The organism is Faecalibacter bovis, assembly GCF_017948305.1.
GTDB classification, from domain to species: Bacteria; Bacteroidota; Bacteroidia; order Flavobacteriales; family Weeksellaceae; genus Empedobacter; species Empedobacter bovis.
Map to the genome: position 1 here is coordinate 848426 of NZ_CP072842.1, position 21068 is coordinate 869493.

Annotated in this window: 20 protein-coding genes and 1 riboswitch; of the genes, 7 read left to right on the top strand and 13 right to left on the bottom strand. The window is 31.2% G+C overall.

The window, feature by feature from the left end; all coding sequences use genetic code 11:
* Nucleotides 1–41: 41 nt before the first annotated feature.
* Complete coding sequence (locus J9309_RS04050) at nucleotides 42–1022, bottom strand: pyruvate dehydrogenase complex E1 component subunit beta (protein WP_230477223.1); 981 nt, start codon at nucleotides 1020–1022, stop codon at nucleotides 42–44.
* A 170-nt stretch (nucleotides 1023–1192) separates the two neighbouring features.
* Nucleotides 1193–1380, top strand: a riboswitch (cobalamin riboswitch).
* 36 nt (nucleotides 1381–1416) lie between these two features.
* Between J9309_RS04050 and J9309_RS04055 the strand changes: the two genes are divergently transcribed.
* Together J9309_RS04055 and J9309_RS04060 are read left to right on the top strand one after the other, a co-directional pair.
* Entirely contained in the window at nucleotides 1417–3216 is a 1800-nt protein-coding gene (locus J9309_RS04055) for a TonB-dependent receptor plug domain-containing protein (RefSeq protein ID WP_230477224.1), read from the top strand.
* A gap of 4 nt (nucleotides 3217–3220) precedes the next feature.
* On the top strand, nucleotides 3221–4279 hold the full coding sequence (locus tag J9309_RS04060; protein WP_230477225.1) for a YncE family protein: 1059 nt from the start codon (nucleotides 3221–3223) through the stop codon (nucleotides 4277–4279).
* 33 nt (nucleotides 4280–4312) lie between these two features.
* Here J9309_RS04060 and J9309_RS04065 read toward each other — a convergent pair whose 3' ends face one another.
* Nucleotides 4313–5218 carry an EamA family transporter gene (locus J9309_RS04065; RefSeq protein ID WP_230477226.1) on the bottom strand — a complete coding sequence of 302 codons (906 nt, stop codon included), beginning with the start codon at nucleotides 5216–5218 and terminating at the stop codon, nucleotides 4313–4315.
* Nucleotides 5219–5329: 111 nt separating this feature from the next.
* On the opposite strand from J9309_RS04065, the gene J9309_RS04070 reads away from it, so the two are divergent.
* Together J9309_RS04070 and J9309_RS04075 are read left to right on the top strand one after the other, a co-directional pair.
* Nucleotides 5330–5770, top strand: coding sequence for a nucleoside deaminase (locus J9309_RS04070; RefSeq protein WP_230477227.1), 441 nt, complete (start codon nucleotides 5330–5332; stop codon nucleotides 5768–5770).
* A gap of 29 nt (nucleotides 5771–5799) precedes the next feature.
* Nucleotides 5800–6399 (top strand): hypothetical protein, encoded by a 600-nt coding sequence (locus tag J9309_RS04075; RefSeq protein WP_230477228.1) that lies wholly within the window; start codon nucleotides 5800–5802, stop codon nucleotides 6397–6399.
* Between the two features lie 320 nt (nucleotides 6400–6719).
* Here the strand turns inward: J9309_RS04075 and J9309_RS04080 are convergent, their stop codons facing one another.
* The 7 genes from J9309_RS04080 to dprA form a co-directional block, all read right to left on the bottom strand.
* Complete coding sequence (locus J9309_RS04080) at nucleotides 6720–7313, bottom strand: hypothetical protein (protein WP_230477229.1); 594 nt, start codon at nucleotides 7311–7313, stop codon at nucleotides 6720–6722.
* A complete protein-coding gene (locus tag J9309_RS04085; RefSeq protein ID WP_230477230.1) occupies nucleotides 7314–7502 on the bottom strand; it encodes a hypothetical protein in 189 nt (62 codons plus the stop codon).
* A 120-nt stretch (nucleotides 7503–7622) separates the two neighbouring features.
* Nucleotides 7623–8774: a cystathionine gamma-synthase gene (locus tag J9309_RS04090; protein WP_230477231.1), complete on the bottom strand. Its 1152-nt coding sequence runs from the start codon at nucleotides 8772–8774 to the stop codon at nucleotides 7623–7625.
* Between the two features lie 84 nt (nucleotides 8775–8858).
* On the bottom strand, nucleotides 8859–9365 hold the full coding sequence (locus J9309_RS04095; RefSeq protein WP_230477232.1) for a hypothetical protein: 507 nt from the start codon (nucleotides 9363–9365) through the stop codon (nucleotides 8859–8861).
* A 16-nt stretch (nucleotides 9366–9381) separates the two neighbouring features.
* Nucleotides 9382–10104 (bottom strand): DNA repair protein RecO, encoded by a 723-nt coding sequence (recO, locus tag J9309_RS04100; protein WP_230477233.1) that lies wholly within the window; start codon nucleotides 10102–10104, stop codon nucleotides 9382–9384.
* Nucleotides 10104–12413, bottom strand: coding sequence for a type IX secretion system anionic LPS delivery protein PorZ (gene porZ, locus J9309_RS04105; RefSeq protein WP_230477234.1), 2310 nt, complete (start codon nucleotides 12411–12413; stop codon nucleotides 10104–10106). The genes recO and porZ overlap by 1 nt, the downstream gene beginning before the upstream one ends.
* Nucleotides 12414–12468: 55 nt before the next feature.
* Nucleotides 12469–13566 carry a DNA-processing protein DprA gene (gene dprA, locus J9309_RS04110; protein ID WP_230477235.1) on the bottom strand — a complete coding sequence of 366 codons (1098 nt, stop codon included), beginning with the start codon at nucleotides 13564–13566 and terminating at the stop codon, nucleotides 12469–12471.
* 85 nt (nucleotides 13567–13651) lie between these two features.
* On the opposite strand from dprA, the gene J9309_RS04115 reads away from it, so the two are divergent.
* The gene (locus tag J9309_RS04115) at nucleotides 13652–14872 is read left to right on the top strand and encodes an HU domain-containing protein (protein WP_230477236.1); all 1221 of its coding nucleotides are present in this window, start codon (nucleotides 13652–13654) and stop codon (nucleotides 14870–14872) included.
* Between the two features lie 149 nt (nucleotides 14873–15021).
* The gene (locus tag J9309_RS04120; protein ID WP_230477237.1) at nucleotides 15022–15549 is read left to right on the top strand and encodes an acyl-CoA thioesterase; all 528 of its coding nucleotides are present in this window, start codon (nucleotides 15022–15024) and stop codon (nucleotides 15547–15549) included.
* Nucleotides 15550–15582: 33 nt separating this feature from the next.
* On the opposite strand, the gene J9309_RS04125 is transcribed toward J9309_RS04120, so the two are convergent.
* From J9309_RS04125 to J9309_RS04140, 4 genes are read right to left on the bottom strand one after another with little or no spacing between them, the layout of a single operon-like run.
* Nucleotides 15583–15978: an acyl-CoA thioesterase gene (locus J9309_RS04125; protein WP_230477238.1), complete on the bottom strand. Its 396-nt coding sequence runs from the start codon at nucleotides 15976–15978 to the stop codon at nucleotides 15583–15585.
* On the bottom strand, nucleotides 15959–16960 hold the full coding sequence (locus tag J9309_RS04130) for a Gfo/Idh/MocA family protein (protein ID WP_230477239.1): 1002 nt from the start codon (nucleotides 16958–16960) through the stop codon (nucleotides 15959–15961). The genes J9309_RS04125 and J9309_RS04130 overlap by 20 nt, the downstream gene beginning before the upstream one ends.
* A 4-nt stretch (nucleotides 16961–16964) precedes the next feature.
* Entirely contained in the window at nucleotides 16965–18626 is a 1662-nt protein-coding gene (locus tag J9309_RS04135; protein ID WP_230477240.1) for a DUF6909 family protein, read from the bottom strand.
* A gap of 8 nt (nucleotides 18627–18634) precedes the next feature.
* Complete coding sequence (locus J9309_RS04140) at nucleotides 18635–19213, bottom strand: DUF3109 family protein (protein ID WP_230477241.1); 579 nt, start codon at nucleotides 19211–19213, stop codon at nucleotides 18635–18637.
* A 72-nt stretch (nucleotides 19214–19285) separates the two neighbouring features.
* Between J9309_RS04140 and J9309_RS04145 the strand changes: the two genes are divergently transcribed.
* The gene (locus tag J9309_RS04145) at nucleotides 19286–21028 is read left to right on the top strand and encodes a 1-deoxy-D-xylulose-5-phosphate synthase (RefSeq protein WP_230477242.1); all 1743 of its coding nucleotides are present in this window, start codon (nucleotides 19286–19288) and stop codon (nucleotides 21026–21028) included.
* The last annotated feature ends 40 nt before the right edge of the window (nucleotides 21029–21068 follow it).

Consider the following 21068-nt stretch of genomic DNA (forward strand, 5'->3'; position numbering starts at 1 on the left):
TGCTAGACTTGAATATTATTTATGATAAAAATAATGTTTTATTAAGATTTGTACATAACTGCCTTAACAGCTGAAACAACTTCTTTTGCTTGAGGGAACCATTCTTGGAATAAGTTTGGTGCGTAAGGCGCAGAAGTATCTTTTGTTGTGATACGTTTTACTGGAGCATCTAAATAATCAAATGCTTTTTGTTGTACCATGTAAGCAATTTCTGTAGAAACTGAAGCAAATGGCCAAGCTTCTTCTAAAATTACTAAACGATTTGTTTTCTTAACAGAAGCGATAATAGTATCATAATCCATCGGACGAACTGTACGAATATCGATTACTTCTGCTTCAATTCCTTCTTTAGCTAACTCTTCAGCAGCCATTAAAGCTTGTTTCATAATCTTACCAAAAGATACGATTGTTACATCTTTACCTTCACGTTTGATATCTGCTTTACCGATTGGAATTAAGTATTCTTCTTCTGGAATTTCCATTTTATCACCATACATCTGCTCCGATTCCATAAAAATTACTGGATCGTTATCACGAATTGCAGATTTTAATAATCCTTTTGCATCGTATGGGTTTGAAGGAACAACAACTTTTAAACCTGGTACATTTGCATACCAATTTTCAAAAGCCTGAGAGTGCGTAGCACCTAATTGTCCTGCTGATGCTGTTGGTCCACGGAATACGATAGGGCAATTCCATTGTCCACCAGACATTTGTAATATTTTTGCTGCGTTATTTACGATTTGGTCGATTGCAACTAATGAAAAGTTGAATGTCATATACTCTACGATTGGACGACATCCTGTTAAAGTAGAACCCACTGCAATTCCTGTAAAACCAGATTCTGCAATTGGAGTATCAATAACACGTTTAGGTCCGAATTCATCTAACATACCTTTAGAAGCTTTATAGGCACCGTTGTATTCAGCAACCTCCTCTCCCATTAAGTAAACAGATTCATCGCGACGCATTTCCTCACTCATTGCCTCGGCAATTACTTCTCTAAAAGTTTTTATAGCCATTGTGTTTTGATTTCGTTACTATATTTTTTCCTAAAGCAAATGTAATAAAAAAGTTAGGAAATATTTGATTTATATCTGAAATAGACTAAAGCAACGATATTTTTCATGTTTAAACCTTGTTTATTTCATTCATAATTCAATACATCATAGCTCATTATCCAAAATTTTATCTACCTTTGGACTCATATGGTGCTCTAAAGGAGTTAAAAGGGAATTTGGTGTAAATCCAAAACTGTCCCCGCAACTGTAAAGTTTTATAAAAGTTCTTTTCACTTCTTGCCACTGTTTTTTTAACAAAAATGGGAAGGCCAAAAAGAATAAAACAAGTCAGGAAACCTGCCATAAATAAACCTTAAATTTTAATCACTTTCGGGAGAAAAGGTGTAAAATAATTATGAAAAAACAATTCATTTTAGTTGCCTTAATTTCTGGCTATGCGCTTGGACAAAATGATGCTGTACAATTGGATGAAGTTTTAATAAATGATCCTTTTTTAAATCATCATTATAAAAGTCAATCGCAAATTATTCTTAATGATAGTATTCTTAAAAAGAATCAACCTTCGTTGAGTAATTTGCTGCAATTTGAATCACCAATCTATTTTAAAGAAAATGGAGTTGGAATGGTTTCTTCACCGTCATTTCGTGGAACAACAGCATCGCAAACCGCAGTTGTTTGGAATGGGATTAATATTAATTCATCCATCAACGGACAAACTGATTTTAATACGATCAATTCAAAATCCTATGATGAAATTCTTGTAAAACCAGGCGGAGGAAGTATTGCTTATGGTACAGGTAGTATTGGTGGCGCAGTGCATTTATTAGATCATTTAAAGTACAACGATCAACTAACTCAAAACATAGATTTAGGGTATGGAAGTTTTGATTCTTACAACCTGAATTATCGTTTACATTATGCTAAAAACAATATTGCTACAAATATTGGCTACGCCAGATTTCAGTCCGATAATGATTATGAAATTGAAAATTATTTAGAAAGAAATCGAAACGGTAAATACTATTTTAATACCATTGATGCTAATATTGGTACTAAATTAACTGACCACGAAATCCGATTATTTACACAATTTAATTTTGGTAAGCGTGAATTCAGTTTAACTGATATTTACGAAACTCCTACGATGTACGAAAATCAGGATTATCGTGTAATGGGACAATGGATTTTGAATAAAAATCGTTGGAATTCAGATTTAAAAATTTCTTACTTACACGAATCAAATCAATATTATCCGAATATAAATTCGTCTACAACACAAGATTTAGAAGTCAATAACTGGATTGCAAAATATTATCTGAATTATAAATTGAAGCCAAACCAAACTATTAGTGGTTTTGCTGAAAATATTTACAGCAAAGGTAACGGAACAAATCTTAGTGCATCTGACCGAAATACCACAGGTTTTGGATTAATTTATAAACATATTATTTCCGATAAAATACAATACGAAGCTAGTATTCGTCAGGATTTTTCATCGGTTTACAATGTTCCTTTAATCTACGCTTTCGGAGCCAATTATAAACCTATGGATTTCTACGAAATTCGATTCAATTTTTCAAAGAATTATCGTGTTCCAACTTTCAATGATTTATTTTGGGAAACTGGTGGTAATCCCGATTTAAAAGCAGAAAACGCTCTTCAATTTGAATTAGGAAATGATTTTAATTTTAAAAATCTAAAAATTCAAACGAATCTTTTTTACAATGATATAAAAGATATGATCCAATGGATTCCTACTTCTGGAAGTTCGTTTTGGCGACCAGTGAATCAAAATCATGTAAAAACTTATGGATCAGAAATAATAGCTGATTATAAATGGAATAATCTTTCATTCAGAACTCTATATTCATACACTGAATCGATTAATCAGGAAACTGATAAAACATTGATTTACGTTCCGAAACATCAGTTCAATTTTAATGTTAATTACAATTATAAATCTTGGAATGTATTTATGCAAAATCGTTGGGTAGACAAAGTTTTTATCCAAACCGATAATCAAGCAACAATTCCTAGTTATTGGACTACTAATTTAGGATTAGGCTATCAAATCAACTCCAATTTTGGAGCAAATTTTAATATTAATAATCTATTCGATCAGCAATATCAAAGTGTTGCCAATCGATGGATGCCAGGAATCAATTATCTAATTTCATTAAACATAAAACTATAAACACATGAAAAATATCAAAACTTTACTTTTTGCTTTACTTGCGACGAGTTTTACTTTACAATCATGTTCATCAGATGATGATAATAACAACCCTATCGAACAAAATGGATCTTACAAAGACGGAATTTTTGTACTAAATGAGGGTGCAATGGGTAGCAATAATGCTGAAGTTACTTTCTTTAAAAATGGAGCTGCAACTCAGAATTTATTTAAAACTGTTAATCCAACATTAAATTTAGGTAATGTTGCAACTAGTATTCTTTTCGAAGATAACGACGGATATATAGTAGTGAATTTATCTAATAAAATAGAAGTTGTTCATGCTACAACTTTCGAATCAAAAGGTACAATTACAGCAAACTTAAATAATCCGCGTTATATCGCCGCAGACGACAATAAAATATATGTTACAAACTGGGGAGATTCTACTAATCCAGATGACGATTTTATTTCAGTTTTTAGACGTTCTGATTTAGCTTTTGAGAAAAAAATTGACGTAAAAGAAGGTCCTGATCAAATTTTAATCGAAAATAATAAACTTGTTATAGCGCACTCTGGTGGTTGGAGCAATGGAAATTCTGTTTCTATCTACAATTTAGCTACAAACACTTTAGAAAACATTACAGTTGGTGATGTACCTTCTGCTATGGTTGAAGAAAATGGAATTGTTTATGTTTTATGTTCTGGAATTACTTGGGGTGGAACTCCATCTGCTGGAAAATTGGTTAAAATTAACTTAAATACAAACTCTGTTACACAAACTATTAATTTTGCTGATGGTCAAAATCCTCGTTTTTTAGTTGAAGAAAATAATCAAATCTTTTATACTTTAAACAACCAAGTTTATCGTTTAGCATTACAAGATAATACGTTACCACAAAATGCTTTATTCGCATTTGATGCTACTTATATCTATGCATTCAACATCCATAATGGAGCAATTTATATTGGAGATGCTAAAGATTTTGCATCAAACGGAGAAGTTAAATATTACAGCTTAGCAGGCAATTTATTAGGACAATTTTCAACAGGAATTGGACCAAATTTCATTGCTTATAATTAATAAATAAGTTTAAAAAAATGAAAAATCCGAAGGCTAGCCTTCGGATTTTTTTATGCTTCTATTTTTAAATATTATTTGAGAATTAAAAACTAAAATCGCAATTAAAATTAATGCATATCCAGAAATTTGTAGCGTGGTAACTTTCTCTTTGTAATAAACAATTGCTAACACAAAATTCATAATTGGATTTAGATAAATTAAAATTCCAACCGTTGATGAATTGATGCCTTTTAATGCGAAATTATTTAAGAACATTGGGATAATTGTGAACAAAATTACAACCGCCATGATACATTGATAGAATATTGTTTCTGTAGGAATTGGACTTGCATATAGGAAAACCATAGGCAGCATTAAAACTGCAACAACCGAAAGCTGAATCATTAATAAATTAAAACTATCAAAACGGTTTAAACTTCTCTGAATTAATATGTAACAAGCAAATGCAATTGCAACGAAAAGACTATACATTAAATCCGTAAAATGCCCAATAGATAATATTCCACACGCTAAAATACTGATACCAACTGCAAACCATTTTACCTTTGTTAGTTTATCTTTCAATATAAAAAATGCTAAAACAGTTGTAATAATGGGACAAACTAAATATGATAGAGATGCTGCTTGAACACTCACATGATTCATTACGATTATAAAAACTAACCAATTTGCCATTAAAATAATTGAGCCACCAACTATTAAACTCAATAATTTTTTCTGTTCTTTTTTAGCTAAAGATTTAAATAAATTCCAATCCGATACAATCTTATTTCTTCTAAATACAATATTGATAATTAACAAAAAGAATACGCTGATAAACAAACGATAAAACAAAATATCTAACGAAGGATAATGCGCTATTGGTTTTAATCCAAAACTAAAAAATCCCCAAATAAAATAGGCTGTAACCGCAGAAAATATATACTTTGTTTGATTCATTTTAAGACTTTAAACAGATTTATTTCTGTTTATAGAAACAAATGTAAGTGTTTATTAGTTTCTAATTATTGATGATATGAATTTCTTTACCTTTGTTTAAAATTTAACTAAATGGCAGAATTATTTTCAGACGAATATTTTATGCGAATTGCTTTAAATGAAGCCGCAAATGCTTATGAACGCGATGAAATTCCGGTCGGAGCTGTAATCGTAAGTAACAATAAAATTATTGCTAAAGCGCATAATTTAACTGAAACATTGATTGACGTTACGGCACATGCCGAAATGCAAGCCATAACATCTGCTGCTAATTATTTAGGTGGGAAATACTTACAAAATTGTACACTTTATGTTACTTTAGAACCTTGCGTCATGTGCGGTGGAGCTTTGTATTGGAGCCAAATTTCTAAGGTTGTTTATGGCGCTTCTGATCCAAAACGTGGTTTTAAAGCTAAGATTGGTGAACTACATCCAAAAACTGAAGTAATTTCTGGATTATTAGAAGATGAATGTGGCGAAATCATGAAATCTTTTTTCCAGAAAAAAAGGTAATTAACTACATTTACAATTCAATCTATCGCATGAAAATTTTTCAATTTATCGTCTTATCGCTTTTTACATCTTTTACACTAACAAGTTGTGAACAAAATGCTACGCCCAAAATTTACCCTGCTAAAAAAGGTGTGGATTCTGCCTATGCTAATTTGTTAAAGATTAAAGTTGAAGAAAAAATTCGTGATGATCAAGATGAAACTGAAACAAAACCTGCGAAACAAGTAGCTAAAGTTCAGCAACAAAAGAAGATTGAAAAAGCTATTTCGAATGTAGATAAAATTGTTCCTTTTAGCAAAGATAATACACGAGATACTTTAAAAATTACGTATGCTAAAGCTAAACAAACAGTAACTAAAAAAGCTGGTCAAACGAATACTTTTGTATTCAATTCTGATACTGCAAAAAAGGTTGCGATTAAACTTTCTGCGGCCGATACGTTAGCGAATATTCGAATCAATCATATCAAAGGACCTGTTGATTCAATTAAAGGTGGACCTTTTGGTAAAACCTTAATTTTCGACTTACCTGCGAAAGGAAATTATAATTTCTCTATTTCTGAAAAACCTACGGATAAAAAGCCTTATCAAGGAGAATATCAAGTCGAGTTACAATTACTTTGGAAGTAATTTAATTTGATAGCTTACCACTCTCAACTTATCGGAAAATCAGACATTTAACAATACAATTTTATTTTCATAAATGTATTTATTTAAGCTTAATATTCATTTTTTTCTTGATGAAAAAACGAATCAAAAAAATCAAGGCTTTAAATCTATTTGACTAAAAATAAATTTCATTTCGGGAATGAATTAAATGATTCACTATCGTTCACTAATTCGTTCTATTCCTACACTCAATTTATTTTCTTCACGTCATAGATTTATAGGCCATTTTATGATCTAATAAGTTATTCAAAAATAAGCGAAAGCAAATTGAATTGAAGAATCTATCTATAATACAAACGATAATTAATCGCGTGATTTTTTAAAGAATTTTGTTCCAATAATTGTTCGTTTACACCATAAAACAAAGTGGAAGTTGATTTAGTTTCAATCAAATCGAAATACCCATTTCCTTCTGGACAAAACGGATTTTCGTAATGCGTTTCATATCCAATCAAGAAGTTTTGAACTTGTTTTAGATTTATTTTCAAATGAACTGGAAAGATATATTTTCCTGCATAATCTTTATTCACTTCAAACCATTTATCATCAATCAAACTCATATTAAAATTCTTATTTTCTAGAATAATTGGTTTGAAATAATAGTATTCGTTGCAATAATTTTTCTTCTTGATTTTGGATTCGAATAGAATTTCAATTGCGACAATTTCAATTTCATCTTCATCAGGCAAATGCAATGTAGAAAACACTTTAATTCCATACGTTGTATGATCCGTTAATCGAATAACCTTTTCATATTTTGGTCTAAATTGCTTGTATTTAGAATAATCCATCAACTGAAATTCATTCAGGTTAATGGTATCATTGGTTTGTGCAAATGTGAATATTGAAAGTAAAAATAAAATTAGAAACCTCATCTAATATTTATTTTTCAACAGTTCTTTAATTTCTCTAATTTCTTCTAACAACTGATTATTTTGTCGTTCTAAATCTTCTATTTTTTCTGAATTTTTAAAAATTTTATCATAACGTTTTATGAATAATCTAAAGATTAAAACAAATACAATCAGAATGATAATTCCACCAATATTTTCTATAATTCCCATACTATCAAAATTAATTGTTTTTTAGATTTTTGAACAAACTTTAAATTAATATTACTATAATTTCATAAAAAAATCCCAAATCAAATGATTCGGGATTGAAGAAAAATTGTAATTAATCGATTAGATTAAATTTAAAACTTGTTCTAAATCTGCTAATAAATCGTCGATGTCTTCGATACCAACAGATAAACGAATTAAGTCATCTGTAATACCAATTTCAGCACGTTTTTCAGCTGGAATAGACGCGTGAGTCATTGTAGCTGGGTGATTCGCTAAAGACTCAACTCCACCTAAAGATTCAGCTAACGTGAAAACTTTTAAGTTTTCTAATAATTTGAAAGCATCTTCTTTTTTACCAGAAGTTAACGTAAATGTTACCATTCCACCGAAATCTTTCATTTGCTTTTTCGCAATTTCGTGTTGTGGATGATTCTCTAAACCTGGGTAATATGTGTGAGCAACTTTTGGATGCGCTTCTAAGAAACGAGCTACCTTCATTCCATTAGAACAGTGACGATCCATACGAACTGCTAACGTTTTGATTCCACGTAAAACTAAGTACGAATCTTGTGGTCCTAAAATTCCACCAGTTGCAAATAAATTGAAGTGAACATCAGTCGCTAATTGATCAGAATTAACGATAATAGCTCCAGCAACTAAATCCGAGTGACCTCCTAAATATTTAGTAGCCGAGTGCATCACGATATCCGCTCCTAATTCGATCGGACGTTGTAAATATGGAGAAGCAAATGTGTTATCAACCGCAACTAAAACGTCTGCTTTTTTTGCTTTCGCTGCATCGTTGATTGCTTTAATATCAACAACCTTCATTAATGGATTTGTTGGTGTTTCAATCCAAACCATTTTTGTATTATCGTTAATTAAAGCTACTGTAGCATCCACATCTGTCATATCTACGAAATGGAATTTTAATCCGAATTTCTCATAAACACGTGTAAATAAACGGTAAGATCCTCCGTATAAATCATCCATTGCGATGATTTCATCACCAGGTTTGAATAATTTTAAAACACCATCGATTGCTGCTAAACCAGAACCAAATGCAAAACCTGCAACTCCACCTTCGATTGATGCTAAAGCATTTTCTAAAGCTGAACGCGTAGGATTTGCTCCACGAGAATATTCGTATCCTTTGTAGTCTCCAGGAGAACGTTGTGCAAATGTTGATGTTTGGTAAATTGGAGTCATAACCGCTCCTGTAGATGGATCATGGTGTTGACCACCGTGTATAGCTTTTGTATTGAATTTCATGTTGTATTCTTTAAAGTATAGCAAATATATGGAGTTTTATTTATTCTAAGTTTTAATGTTTTGTTAGAAATTTTTGATGTGATTTTATAGATTATCAATTATTAATTTATAAAACTTGATAGTTGCTTCAAGTGATCCAATTTTATCTTTGAGTTGTAAAGAATATTCAGCATTTAAATGTTGAATATTTCTTTCTTTGATAGCATATATGTTTGGCTCGAATGAGTTTTCTTTTGCTATAGATTCTAATCCTGAATTTAAAGTTGACTGTAAAAGAAATTCCTCATAATTAGTATCATCTGATTTTACAATCAACATATTTTTCTTACCTAAAAATAAATTTATAAAATGATTTCTTGAAGTTATTTCAAAATCAGGAATATATTTTTGATTTAAAGCAGTTTTAATTTCACAAATATTATGGTTACCCAGTTCAAATTTCACCTGAATTTCATATCCTTTGTAAGGAATTTTTAACCTATAAATTGAAATCCGAACATATCTTCCGACAATACCTGAAACTTTTATATCTTGATGTGACAGTTCAGCTTCAAATTTCTTCGCTAAATCCTTTAATTTTTCATTTATCATAGTGTTAATTAATTTATCAACTAAACAATTCGTGTAAAACTTGTAATGAATTCGGTTTCTTAAAATTGTTGGTATGTATTTGATAATACTTCACCAAAATTTCTAGCAATAAACCACGCTGTTGTTGATTGAAATGATTCTTCGTTGTTAAATCGAAAGGCGTATTTAAAAGTTTTTTAAATAATTCAGTTTCGATCGAATTCAACATATTGATTGAAGAATTACTTTCGGTAAAAAAGCCATTTTCTAAATCAAAATAAATTGCTTTTTCGTTGTCATCATTTGGATAAAATCCTAAAAAATGCGTCAAATTCATTAAAAAAACTAAATGGAAATCTGCAAAATCTTCTTTCTTTTCATCAAATAAAATCAAACTTTGTTTGATGAATTGATACAAATCGTTGTTATGTTCTTCCGCTTTTAAAATCAGATTTAAAAGTTCAGCCAAGAAGAAAACTATGGCTGATTTCACCGGATGGAAATGCAACGATTCATAGTAATAAGCCGCTTGCGCAGATTTCAAAAATACCAATTGTTGTTCGTTCGATTTTGGAGAATACGCAATATCAATTTCATTTAATGGAAAATATAGCGCTGTATTGCGTTTCTTTTTAGAAAAAACACCTTTGGCTATAAAAGATTTCAAGCCTAATTGTTCGGTATAACAACGAACAATTAAGCTTGTATCTCCATATTTTAAACTTGATAAAACAATTGCTTTTGTTTCGATCACTTTCATTATCTCACTACTGCGATTTTAATAGTTTTTGTTTGTGTTCCGTCTGCATTTGTCATCAAAACAATATAAACTCCAGATGCAACATCAATTCCTTTACTATTTTTTGTATTCCACTCTACAATTCCACCATTTGCTTTGGCTTCGTACAATAAATTTCCTGTAATATCAGTAATTTTCACAGATGCTCTATTCGGAATATTTTTAATAATTACATTTCCTTTAAAACCAGGACGAACTGGATTTGGATATGCAATTACTTGATTAAAACTATCTCCTACATCTTGTACATCACCGTTAAAAACTACAACACCTTTTTCTGTTGCAAAATAAACTTTTCCGTTTGAATCATCAATTTCAATATCATAAACTGTATCAGATGGTAAAGCTGAATTTTTTGAAGTGAAATTATAAATTGTTTGTTCCCCATTATCCGATACATAGTAAACACCTGCTGCATTTGTCGCAATCCATTTTCTGTTTGCTTTATCTACTTTTATATCATTGATACGCGTAGAAGTTAACAAAGCTTCAGGAATACCATCTTGTATAATAACAACAGGTTCAGTTCTGTAATTGCCAGATTCAATAGAAGAATCCGCATTATTTAAAACCGTTAAACCTAATAAAGTTCCAATCCAAGCATTATTATTTTGATCAATTGCAACTGTTAAAACTGCATCTTCATATAAATTAGCGTTTGATTTTGTAAGCGTAACAACTTCAGTCATATTCTTATCCAAAACAGTTAATCCACCTGTTCTGGCATTTGGGAACCAAATATAATTAGATGATATTTCTGGCGATAAAGCTGTAGAAGGTCTATTTTTATTAGATCTTACACGTCGCCAAGATTGACCTTTTCTTTGATAATAATGGTTAGTTTCCCAACCAGAAGGTTCATCTAAAAAAGAACTACTTACATATAAATCTCCGTCTTTATCAAAAGAACCACCGCCCATACGATATGACCAAACAAAAGGTGATGTGATGTGATTAAAATCAAAAGTTTCACCATTTTGATTGAATTCGAAAATACCGATTCTTGTTTGACTTCCCCATTGAGGAACTTCGGCAAATGGAATTGCGACAAAATTATTGTCATCTTTTGGATTGACTGATATTTTAATAAAATCTTTTGCGTTTAATAATTCTGAACTTTTAAAATGGTTCCATTTAAATTTATCAAAATAATAAAAACCATCTCCATTAAACGTTGGTTCATTAAAATCACTCATTCCACCTGGAGCGATCCATACTTTTTGTTTGCTAACCGCTAATGAGTAAGATAAATTATTATAAGGACCATCTGGCTTATAACCTTCTGCGTTTTCTAAGTATGATAAATCAAAATCAATTAAACCAAAATTTGTAGTTCCTCCGAAGTATTTATTATTGTAAAAAATTCCTGTATTTAATGGCATTTTTTGCATCTGAACACCTCCTTCTGTTGTTTGATAAAAATCTTCTGAATGTGTAACTACACTCTGATTTGTATTCATAAAACTTACTTGTGAAGACTGAGCAATTGCTAAAATATTTTGATTCGATTTTAAATCTTTGATATTAGAAAAAGCTTGAACTTGAGAAAATTGTGTATCTGAATTTAATTTATACAACATTGAATTTGAAGCAAAATACATCTGATTATTAAATAACTCCATGTATTTTACACCACCCAAGGATTGAGTTCCTGCTACTTGTTGCCAAGCATAAAAATTAGGAAAGTTTGTTCCGTTTACAAGTTGATACGAGAAAATTCCGTTATCTGTAGCCGAGAACACACGATCGTTAAAAATTACAGATTCGTTTACCGCAATGTAATTTCCGTTATTATAGAAAAATGTAGTTTCTAAAAACTCGCGATCAGATAAACTATACGAAGCTATACCGAATCCGCCCGAAATAATCGCTACATCGCCTTGAATAAAAATGTGATTGATTTTTTTAACGCCAGAAAAACTATTCCAAGGAATATCCAAAACAATTTGTGATTCGCCATCGATTAATAAATCAATCGAACCATTATCGTAACCAATGATTAATGTATTGGTTGCTGCATCGTAATTCATTGCAGAAATACCAACATTACTTAATACATTCGTCTTGTTATATTTAACCCATTCTCTTTCTGGGTTTGAAGGATCGAAAAGGAAAATTCCGTTTTCGGTTGCACAATATAAAATACCTTGAACTTCTTCTATGTATTTTACATTTGAATAAGAGAATAAATCAGACCATCTTCCATTTGTATTTTGCCCGAATAGAGAAAATAATGGAAAACATAATATTAGTAAAAGGTACTTCTTCATAATCAACAAAAATACTGTTATTTATAACAATATTTTTATTGAAAAATTGTAATTCTCATCGAGAAAGCTCAAAATACTTACCAGGCAATGGTCGAAGAATATTCTTGAGCTCTAAATCTAACAAAACGGGCATCAATTCATAAGTCAATAAATCTAAACTTATTGACAATGCATCGATGTGGGTTTTACCATTTTGAACTAAGAAATCAACAATTTTTTGTTCCTCTTCCGACAATTCGATAAACATTTCTAGCTGGTTAGATTTTTTAGGATTATCGCTAAGATTAAGATGATATTCTAAGTCTTTAGATGATTCTATCAAATACGCTTGGTGTGATTTAATCATATAATTACAACCTTTACTTAACATATCAGTTGATTTGCCGGGTAAAGCAAAAACATCACGATTATAATCATTTGCAAATTTAGCAGTGACTAAACTTCCGCCATGCGAACCAGATTCTACCATAATTGTTACATCTGAAAGACCTGCTATAATCCTATTTCGTTGCAGAAAATATTTGGGAGAAACTCCTTTTATTGAAGATTGTTCTGATATCCAACCACCATTTTCTAACATTTCTATCGCCACATTTTTGTGTTGTGGAGGATAAATATTATTGAGATGATGAGCTAAAACAGCCCATGTTGGTATGTTAAATTTTAAAGCTTGTATATGAGAATATATATCACATCCGTACGCTAAACCACTTACAATTGTTACATCAAAATCTTTAATCCCGTCAATTAATTCCTCAATAAACAGTTTACCGTAATTAGTCATTTTTCGTGTACCAACTATTGCAATTTTCTTTGACTTTTCGAATGTTAAATTTCCTTTTGTAAATAATACAATTGGCGCATCAGGACATTGTTTTAACAAAGAAGGATATTGCTCATCAAAAACGGTTAAAATATTGATATTATTAATTTTACAAAATTCAATTTCGAGATCAGCTAAATCTAAAAACTTTTCATTCCCAATATCTTTTACTAATTTAGGCCCAAATCCACTTATATTAAGTAATTCATTTTTAGAAGATTCCCACACAGCTTTAGCGCTACCAAAGAAATTAACGAGAAAAAATATTCGATTATCTCCAATTCCTTTGATAAATGACAGTGCTAAAATGTATCTTTGCTCAGAATTCATTCTTTAAATTAACTATTTAGATTCAAGACACACATTTTTAATTATTTATCTTATTAAATCAAAAAAAAATGTTAAATTCGTTGTTATGAGGTTAGAGAACTATATTAATCAGCTTATGTTTCAGCACGATTGTGTAATCGTTCCGAAATTTGGTGCGTTTGTTTCGCACCCTACAAGTGCAACTATTATCCAAGAGGAACAAACTATTATTCCTCCACATAATGCAGTTTCTTTTAATTCATCCTTAACAACAAGCGATGGACTTCTTGAAAAAAAGTACGCTTTAGAAGAAAATATTAGTATAGAAAATGCTTCTTCACAAATTGAAGAAGATGTAAACGATTGGAATTATCGTTTAAACAACGGAGAAACAATTGTTTTAGAAAATATAGGAACGTTAAACAATGATGCTGATGGAGTTTTAAATTTTAAACCTCATACTACCGAAAACTTCTTGGCAGATGCATACGGTTTACGTTCTATCAAACCTAATTTAATCTTAAACAACCCTGAAGTAGCTGCTGTGTTACCCTCATCAAAAAGAAATTGGTCATCGTTTTTAGCCGTTGCGTCAATTATTCCGATTATCGTTGGTGGATATTTTTATTTTAATACACCTCAACCGGTACAAAAATTTGTAGATCACCAATGGAGTGGTATTGTTTTACCAGCAATTCAAGAAGCAGCACCCAACTTATTAAACTCTGCATCTAAAATTGAAAAAATTGATCAGTTAGAAGATGTTATTCATAATTTACCTACTACAATATCTAATCCTTTAGAATACGTTCAGGCAGGAACTTCTGTTTCTTTACCAGCTGAAACCGATTCTACTGGACAGAATGTTTTATCACGTTTTGAAATTACAGTTGTAGAGGAAAAACAATTAAATGAAGATGAAAAAGAAGTTAAAGCAATTATCAGAAACTCTAAAGTTGATGCTAATTCATTAAATTCTAAATCTTCAAACTCTACAACAAAAGATGTTGCAAAAACTACTAAAACAGAAGATAACAACAATACTGCAGTAAAAGGAAATGATAAAAAATCGGAAGATATTATCCGAATTGAATCTAATCCTAAAAAATTCCAAGTAATCGCTGCTTCTTTAAGAAGAGCAGATGATGCTGCAAGAATGTTACGTTTCTTAGAAAGTGAAGGTTATAAAAATGCGAATATCGTGTATGTGAAAGGTCGTTTTTATTATGTAACTTTTGATAGTTTCGATAATATGGAACAAGCTTCTAAGTACTTAAACAACTTGCATAAGCAACGTCCTGATGCATGGATCAGAGAGCATAATTAATAGATTTTACAATCATATAAAAAAGGGTTACTAATTTGTAACCCTTTTTGTTATTATACAATTCTAATTATCGTTTTTAGTATGAAATTGAACTTTAATTAGTAAATTTTAAATAGAATATTGAACTTTGTTCTACAATATAAAGGTTTATGGGAAAATCTAAAACAGCAAAAGAATCATTAGCGGTAATGACAAATTTGGTTCTACCGAATGAAACTAATCAATTAAATAATATGTTTGGTGGAGAACTTTTAGCGCGTATGGATCGTATTTCTGCAATATCTGCAAAGATGCATTCAGGAAGCTTACAAGTTGTAACAGCAAGTGTAAATCACGTTTCATTTAGTCAACCAATTCCACTTGGAAGTACAGTAAAATTAGAATCGAAAGTGACGCGTGCATTTAAAACATCGATGGAAGTTTATGTAGATGTATTTGTTTACAATTACGAGCAAGAATGCTACATGAAAACAAATGATGCTATCTATACTTTTGTTGCATTAGATGAGAATAATAAACCTGTCGAAGTACCAGATTTAGTTCCGGAAACAGAATTAGAAATTGAACGTTTTGATGCCGCATTGCGTAGAAAACAACTTAGTTTAGTTTTAGCTAAACGCATGAAACCAAGCGAAGCTCACGAATTAAAAGCACTTTTTACTGATAGTGAAAATTAAATAAAAAAGCCACTCAATTGAGTGGCTTTCATTTTATATTTTATTTTGTAAACGATCTTTTACATATTCTACTTTGGTTTTTCCGTGAGGAATTGGTCGACCATGTTCGTCCAAATTTACCATTGTAATATTTTCTACTGTAATAATTGTTTCTCTGGTCATCATATTACGCACTTCGCAACGTAAAATTAAAGAAGTTCGTCCAAACTTAACAACGTCTATTCCAATCTCTACAATGTCTCCTTGTTTAGCAGAAGCCATAAAATTAATCTCGGACATGTACTTGGTTACAACATGTGGATTTTCTAATTGTACAACGCTGTAAAGTGCAGCTTCCTCGTCAATCCAAGCTAATAATCTTCCTCCAAAAAGCGAACGATTTGGATTTAAATCTTCCGGTTTAACCCATTTACGAGTGTGAAATTTCATAAGTGTTATTTTGATGTAATTTATTTTCGTTTGCAAACTGAGTAGCTGATGAAATAAACCTTACTAAATCAACCGCAAACTCACCATCTAAGATACTTTCATTTTTACGGCTTAATGCATCAGAAACCTCAAAAATTGCTTCTGGATGAAAGTTCTTTTGATCTGTAGAAACTTTATTTGAACAACAAACATTTTTAAGATCGCTGTAAAGCATTTGATTTAGGTATTGATCACCTATCTTAATCGTTCCTTTCTCAGCAATGATTGTAATATTTGATTCGAAATTTTTATTAAATACAGATGTTGTATAAGTTATATGACCAACAGCTTCGTCTGCGATAAAATCAACATATCCACTATCATCAAATTCAGTTACATCAACATGTGAAAAATTAAAACTTCTTGAATTCAAGCATTTAACCTCATCAAACCAAAAATTAATAATATCCACAAAGTGAGAAAATTGAGTGAAAAGAACTCCACCATCCATCTCTTCCGTTCCGTGCCATTCTCTTAATTTGTAATAATTTCTATTACGATTCCAATAACAATGTACATTCACCATGTGTATTTTACCTAAAGCTTTATTTTCCATTAGCTTTTTTACGTATTGTACTACTGGCGAAAATCGTAATTGCATTGATGAGAAAACACGTAAACCTTTTTCGTTTGCAACAGCTAAAATTTCTTCAGCATCAGCAACGTTTAAAGAAATTGGTTTTTCGATGAAAACATTTTTTCCAGCCTTTAGGCAACGGATAGCATGTTCGCGGTGCAAACCATTAGGTGTCGCAATTACAACTACATCAGTTTCGGTATCTTCCTGTAAGAAGCTTTCTAATGTAGAATATGTTACTGCATCAAGATCAGAAGGTAAATTAAAATCGATAATCGAAATTAAATTCGCGTTTTCTGTCTCTCTAATTGCTTGTTCATGAACTTTACCAATGTGTCCATACCCAAGAATGGAAAAATTTTTCATACAATTATTTGATGATTTTCTCTAAAATCTTTTGTGTAATCAAGTAAGTTGGTTTAACTCCTGTTAATCCTAAACCACCTGATGCTAATGTACTTCCAGTTTCTAATGGATTATCAGAAGCATAGTAAGCATACATTACTTTTACATCTTTATCAATATGGTGACGAATCTTAGAAGCTACCTGAATTGCTTTATGGTAATGCGCTCCTTCCATTTCTAATCCCACTGCTTGGAAAGATGAGTTTTTAAAATATTCTAAAATATCTTTATTCTGTAAAGAAGTTCCTAAAACTGAAATCATTGGTCCTTCGTAAACTCCTAAACCTGAATCTTTAAAATCTTCAGCTGTTAATTCATTATCAAAGAAATAATTATCAGTTGTCCCTTCAAATACGTGAGAAGTAGCAATCATAATATCACCTTTAACTCCTTCTAAAATTCCTGCTTTACCCATGATAGACACAGATTTCACATTCATTTTAAAGTTTGCTTCTGGTTTTTTATATGGTTTTAATAACTCATCCATCGCCTCAAAAGCCTGCTCACCAAAAGCGTAATCCATCACGATAATTACTTCGTTGTCTTTTGCTTTTGCGTAAGAGAAAGCTGTATTTTTAAGATCTACTTTTGATAAATCAATAATCTGAACATCGATGTTAGTTCCTGATTGATCTTTGATGTAAATTAAACCTTGCTTCTTTACATAATCAAGTAACTCTGCTCTTAATAATTTATTGTTTGCAGCACTTAAATCTTCGTAAATTTCAACAGAATCAGCTTTATACTTACGTTTTAATCCATCATAAGCATACAACATATTCGATACCGAGTGCATATTAGCACTGATGATATGAATATTTTTATCTTGTAATCCATTCTTGAATAATTGACGTTTGATTTCATTCGCCCATTTTTCCCCAATTACGTGATGTCCGATAGATTCGCGTAAAGTTGATGTGAAAGTAATTTCACGTTTTTTAACTCCGATACGATCCGCCTGACTTGTCATTCCCATCCAATAAATGATAGAGAAAAATTTGTCTGGATCATCAGTTGTACCAAAGTATTCGTGTGTTGCTTGAGTTTCTTCAAACGTGCGTCCTAAGATGCTAGATAAGTGCATGATTGCAACTTCACGTTCTTTTCGAGATAATTCTTTTTTAGTTAAAACAATTTCTTCGATAATCTCCCATAATCTGCTTTTTGTTAAGGTTTGATTATCAAATGCATGATTTCTAATTTTATCTGCTTCGTTGTATAAGAACGTTAAATGCGTTAAAACGTCAAAAATATCAGAACGACCTCTCGAAATTTCGATATTCATCTGATCATCATCGATACGATAACAAAAACGACGTCTTTTCGCAGGAATAATTGGTGTAAAAATTGAACGATCGTATCCTTCGTCTGCTGTAAAAGAAATAAATGGAGTTTCCACAATTCCTTCTGGCAAACGATCTAATACGTACATTAATCCGCTTAATTCTACTTTATTTGGATCCGTCATAGAACCGTAAATTTCTGGCTCTAATTCGAATAATAAGTTTCTTAAAATTTTACCAGGATTTCCTGATACTCTATAAACACCACGGTGAAATAAGTGGCGCATTGAAATATATAACCTTTCGATCGCATCTGTCGATCTTCTAGCTCTAGATATTGCCATAATTTTTTTTACTTTTTTTGTTTGTTTAGTTCAGTTTGAATTAGCATTAACTCATTATACCAATCTTCTCCAAATTTTCGTACTAAAGAATCTTTTGCGAACGTAGCAACGTTTACTTTTAATTCTTTCCCTAATGTACAAGCATCTGAACAAATATCCCAAACATGATAGTTAACAGCAGTAAAACTTGAATATTCCTTAACACGAACAGGATATAAGTGACAAGAAATTGGTTTTTTGTAGTCGATGATACCGTCTTCGTATGCTTTTTCTATACCACACTTAGAAAATCCATTGTCTTCGAAAACTAAATATGCACATTCTTTGTTGTTTACTAATGGCGTAACCCAATCTCCATCAGTATCCATTGTATATTTCCCTTCATTTTCAATGACCTCAATTCCTTCAGGTCTTAAATAAGGTTTAACATCTTCGTAAATATCATCTAAAATAGATAACTCATCTTCGTCCAGAGGAGCTCCAGCATCACCTTCTACACAACAAATTCCTTTACATTTATTCAAGTTACATACAAACTCTTCATTAAGCAATTCTTCAGAGACCAAAGTCTTTCCTATTTGGAACATAATCTATCTATTTTTTGTAACCGACAAAGATACGGCGTTTTCTTCAGAAAATTGTAATTTTGTAAGATAATAATGAATAAAGTCATCCATAAAATCAATCATCCTAAGGAACTTAGGAAACTGAATCTTGCAGATTTGCCTGATTTAGCAGAAGATTTACGCGAATATATTTTAGACACCCTAAGTGTAAAACCAGGCCATTTGGGCGCAAGTTTAGGTGTAATTGAGTTAACTATTGCGTTACATTATCACTTCGACACACCGAATGATTTATTAATTTGGGATGTTGGCCACCAATGTTATCCACACAAAATATTGACGGGTAGACGTGATCGTTTTGAATCGTTACGACAAAAGAATGGTATTTCTGGTTTTCCAGCTCGTGAAGAAAGCGAATTTGACGTTTTCGGAACTGGACATTCATCTACCTCTATCTCTGCGATTCTTGGTATGGCTACAGCCGATCAAATCAATGGAATTAACCGTAAACACATTGCAGTTATTGGCGACGCATCCATAACTTCTGGAATGAGTTTAGAAGCTTTAAATCATCTTGGTTCTACTGATTTGGATGTAATAGTGATTTTGAATAATAACTCGATCGGAATAGATCCTTCAGTTGGTGGTTTAAAAAATCATTTCAATCAATTAATTGACAATGAACATTCTATTTTTGAAGATTTTGGTTTGAATTTTCTTGGAACGGTTGACGGACATGATTTTGATTCATTATTAAATGCATTTGAAATTGCGAACAAAACCAAAGGTCCTAAAGTTTTACATGTAAAAACTATAAAAGGTAAAGGATACGAAAAAGCCGAATTAGATCAAGTGAAATGGCACGCGCCAGGTTTATTTGATAAAAAGACTGGTGAAATAACTTCTGTAAAAAAGAGCAAATCCTATCAAGATGTTTTTGGTGAAACCATGTTTGATTTATTAAATCAAAACGATAAAATTATTGCAATTACACCAGCTATGGTTACTGGAAGTAATTTAGTAAAATGCCAAGAACATTTCCCTAAACGCGTAATTGATGTAGGTATAGCTGAACAACATGCTGTTACATTTGCTGCAGGTTTGGCAACACAAAATACTGTTCCGTATTGTACAATATATTCTACTTTTTTACAACGCGCGTATGACCAAGTAATACACGATGTAGCGTTACAAAATCTACCCGTTGTTTTTTGTATTGATCGTGCTGGAATTGTTGGTTCTGATGGTGCAACGCATCACGGCTATTTTGATATTAGTTATTTAAATTCGATTCCGAATATAATTATTGCTTCACCAAGCAATGAAAAAGATTTCAAAAACATTCTATATACTGCTCAGTTTACTGAACAACCTTTTGCTATTCGTTTTCCAAAAGAAAGCATCGAAACAAGCGAATTTACCAATGAATATGAAAAAATCAAGATTGGTAAAGCAAATAAAATAACTGAAGGTAATACAATCGCAATACTTGCTACAGGGCAGTTTACAACTAAAATAAAAGAGTTGATACAACAACACAATCTTGAGGAACAAGTATGTTTAATTGACTTTCCTTTTATTAAACCATTAGACGAGCAAATCATTAAGATTTTAACTCTAAAATATAATGTTATCGCAACTTATGAAGATGGAATTCTAAATGGAGGTTTTGGCGATGCTGTTTTAAAAATTCTTAATCAATCCAATTACAAAGGAAGTTTTAAAATGAACGGTTATCCAGATGATTTCATAACACATGGTACGATTGAAGAACTTTACGCAGAAATGGAATTAGATAAAAATTCTGTCCTAAAATTCATACAATCTTATTTATAAAATTGGAATAAGAATTGTTTAGAAATCAATACAAAATCAG

Bases quoted from the DNA above. Each gene is read 5' to 3' on its own strand.
- J9309_RS04050 (WP_230477223.1), bottom strand. From the start codon at position 1,022: ATGGCTATAAAAACTTTTAGAGAAGTAATTGCCGAGGCAATGAGTGAG.
- J9309_RS04055 (WP_230477224.1), top strand. From the start codon at position 1,417: ATGAAAAAACAATTCATTTTAGTTGCCTTAATTTCTGGCTATGCGCTT.
- J9309_RS04060 (WP_230477225.1), top strand. From the start codon at position 3,221: ATGAAAAATATCAAAACTTTACTTTTTGCTTTACTTGCGACGAGTTTT.
- J9309_RS04065 (WP_230477226.1), bottom strand. From the start codon at position 5,218: ATGAATCAAACAAAGTATATATTTTCTGCGGTTACAGCCTATTTTATT.
- J9309_RS04070 (WP_230477227.1), top strand. From the start codon at position 5,330: ATGGCAGAATTATTTTCAGACGAATATTTTATGCGAATTGCTTTAAAT.
- J9309_RS04075 (WP_230477228.1), top strand. From the start codon at position 5,800: ATGAAAATTTTTCAATTTATCGTCTTATCGCTTTTTACATCTTTTACA.
- J9309_RS04080 (WP_230477229.1), bottom strand. From the start codon at position 7,313: ATGAGGTTTCTAATTTTATTTTTACTTTCAATATTCACATTTGCACAA.
- J9309_RS04085 (WP_230477230.1), bottom strand. From the start codon at position 7,502: ATGGGAATTATAGAAAATATTGGTGGAATTATCATTCTGATTGTATTT.
- J9309_RS04090 (WP_230477231.1), bottom strand. From the start codon at position 8,774: ATGAAATTCAATACAAAAGCTATACACGGTGGTCAACACCATGATCCA.
- J9309_RS04095 (WP_230477232.1), bottom strand. From the start codon at position 9,365: ATGATAAATGAAAAATTAAAGGATTTAGCGAAGAAATTTGAAGCTGAA.
- recO (WP_230477233.1), bottom strand. From the start codon at position 10,104: ATGAAAGTGATCGAAACAAAAGCAATTGTTTTATCAAGTTTAAAATAT.
- porZ (WP_230477234.1), bottom strand. From the start codon at position 12,413: ATGAAGAAGTACCTTTTACTAATATTATGTTTTCCATTATTTTCTCTA.
- dprA (WP_230477235.1), bottom strand. From the start codon at position 13,566: ATGAATTCTGAGCAAAGATACATTTTAGCACTGTCATTTATCAAAGGA.
- J9309_RS04115 (WP_230477236.1), top strand. From the start codon at position 13,652: ATGAGGTTAGAGAACTATATTAATCAGCTTATGTTTCAGCACGATTGT.
- J9309_RS04120 (WP_230477237.1), top strand. From the start codon at position 15,022: ATGGGAAAATCTAAAACAGCAAAAGAATCATTAGCGGTAATGACAAAT.
- J9309_RS04125 (WP_230477238.1), bottom strand. From the start codon at position 15,978: ATGAAATTTCACACTCGTAAATGGGTTAAACCGGAAGATTTAAATCCA.
- J9309_RS04130 (WP_230477239.1), bottom strand. From the start codon at position 16,960: ATGAAAAATTTTTCCATTCTTGGGTATGGACACATTGGTAAAGTTCAT.
- J9309_RS04135 (WP_230477240.1), bottom strand. From the start codon at position 18,626: ATGGCAATATCTAGAGCTAGAAGATCGACAGATGCGATCGAAAGGTTA.
- J9309_RS04140 (WP_230477241.1), bottom strand. From the start codon at position 19,213: ATGTTCCAAATAGGAAAGACTTTGGTCTCTGAAGAATTGCTTAATGAA.
- J9309_RS04145 (WP_230477242.1), top strand. From the start codon at position 19,286: ATGAATAAAGTCATCCATAAAATCAATCATCCTAAGGAACTTAGGAAA.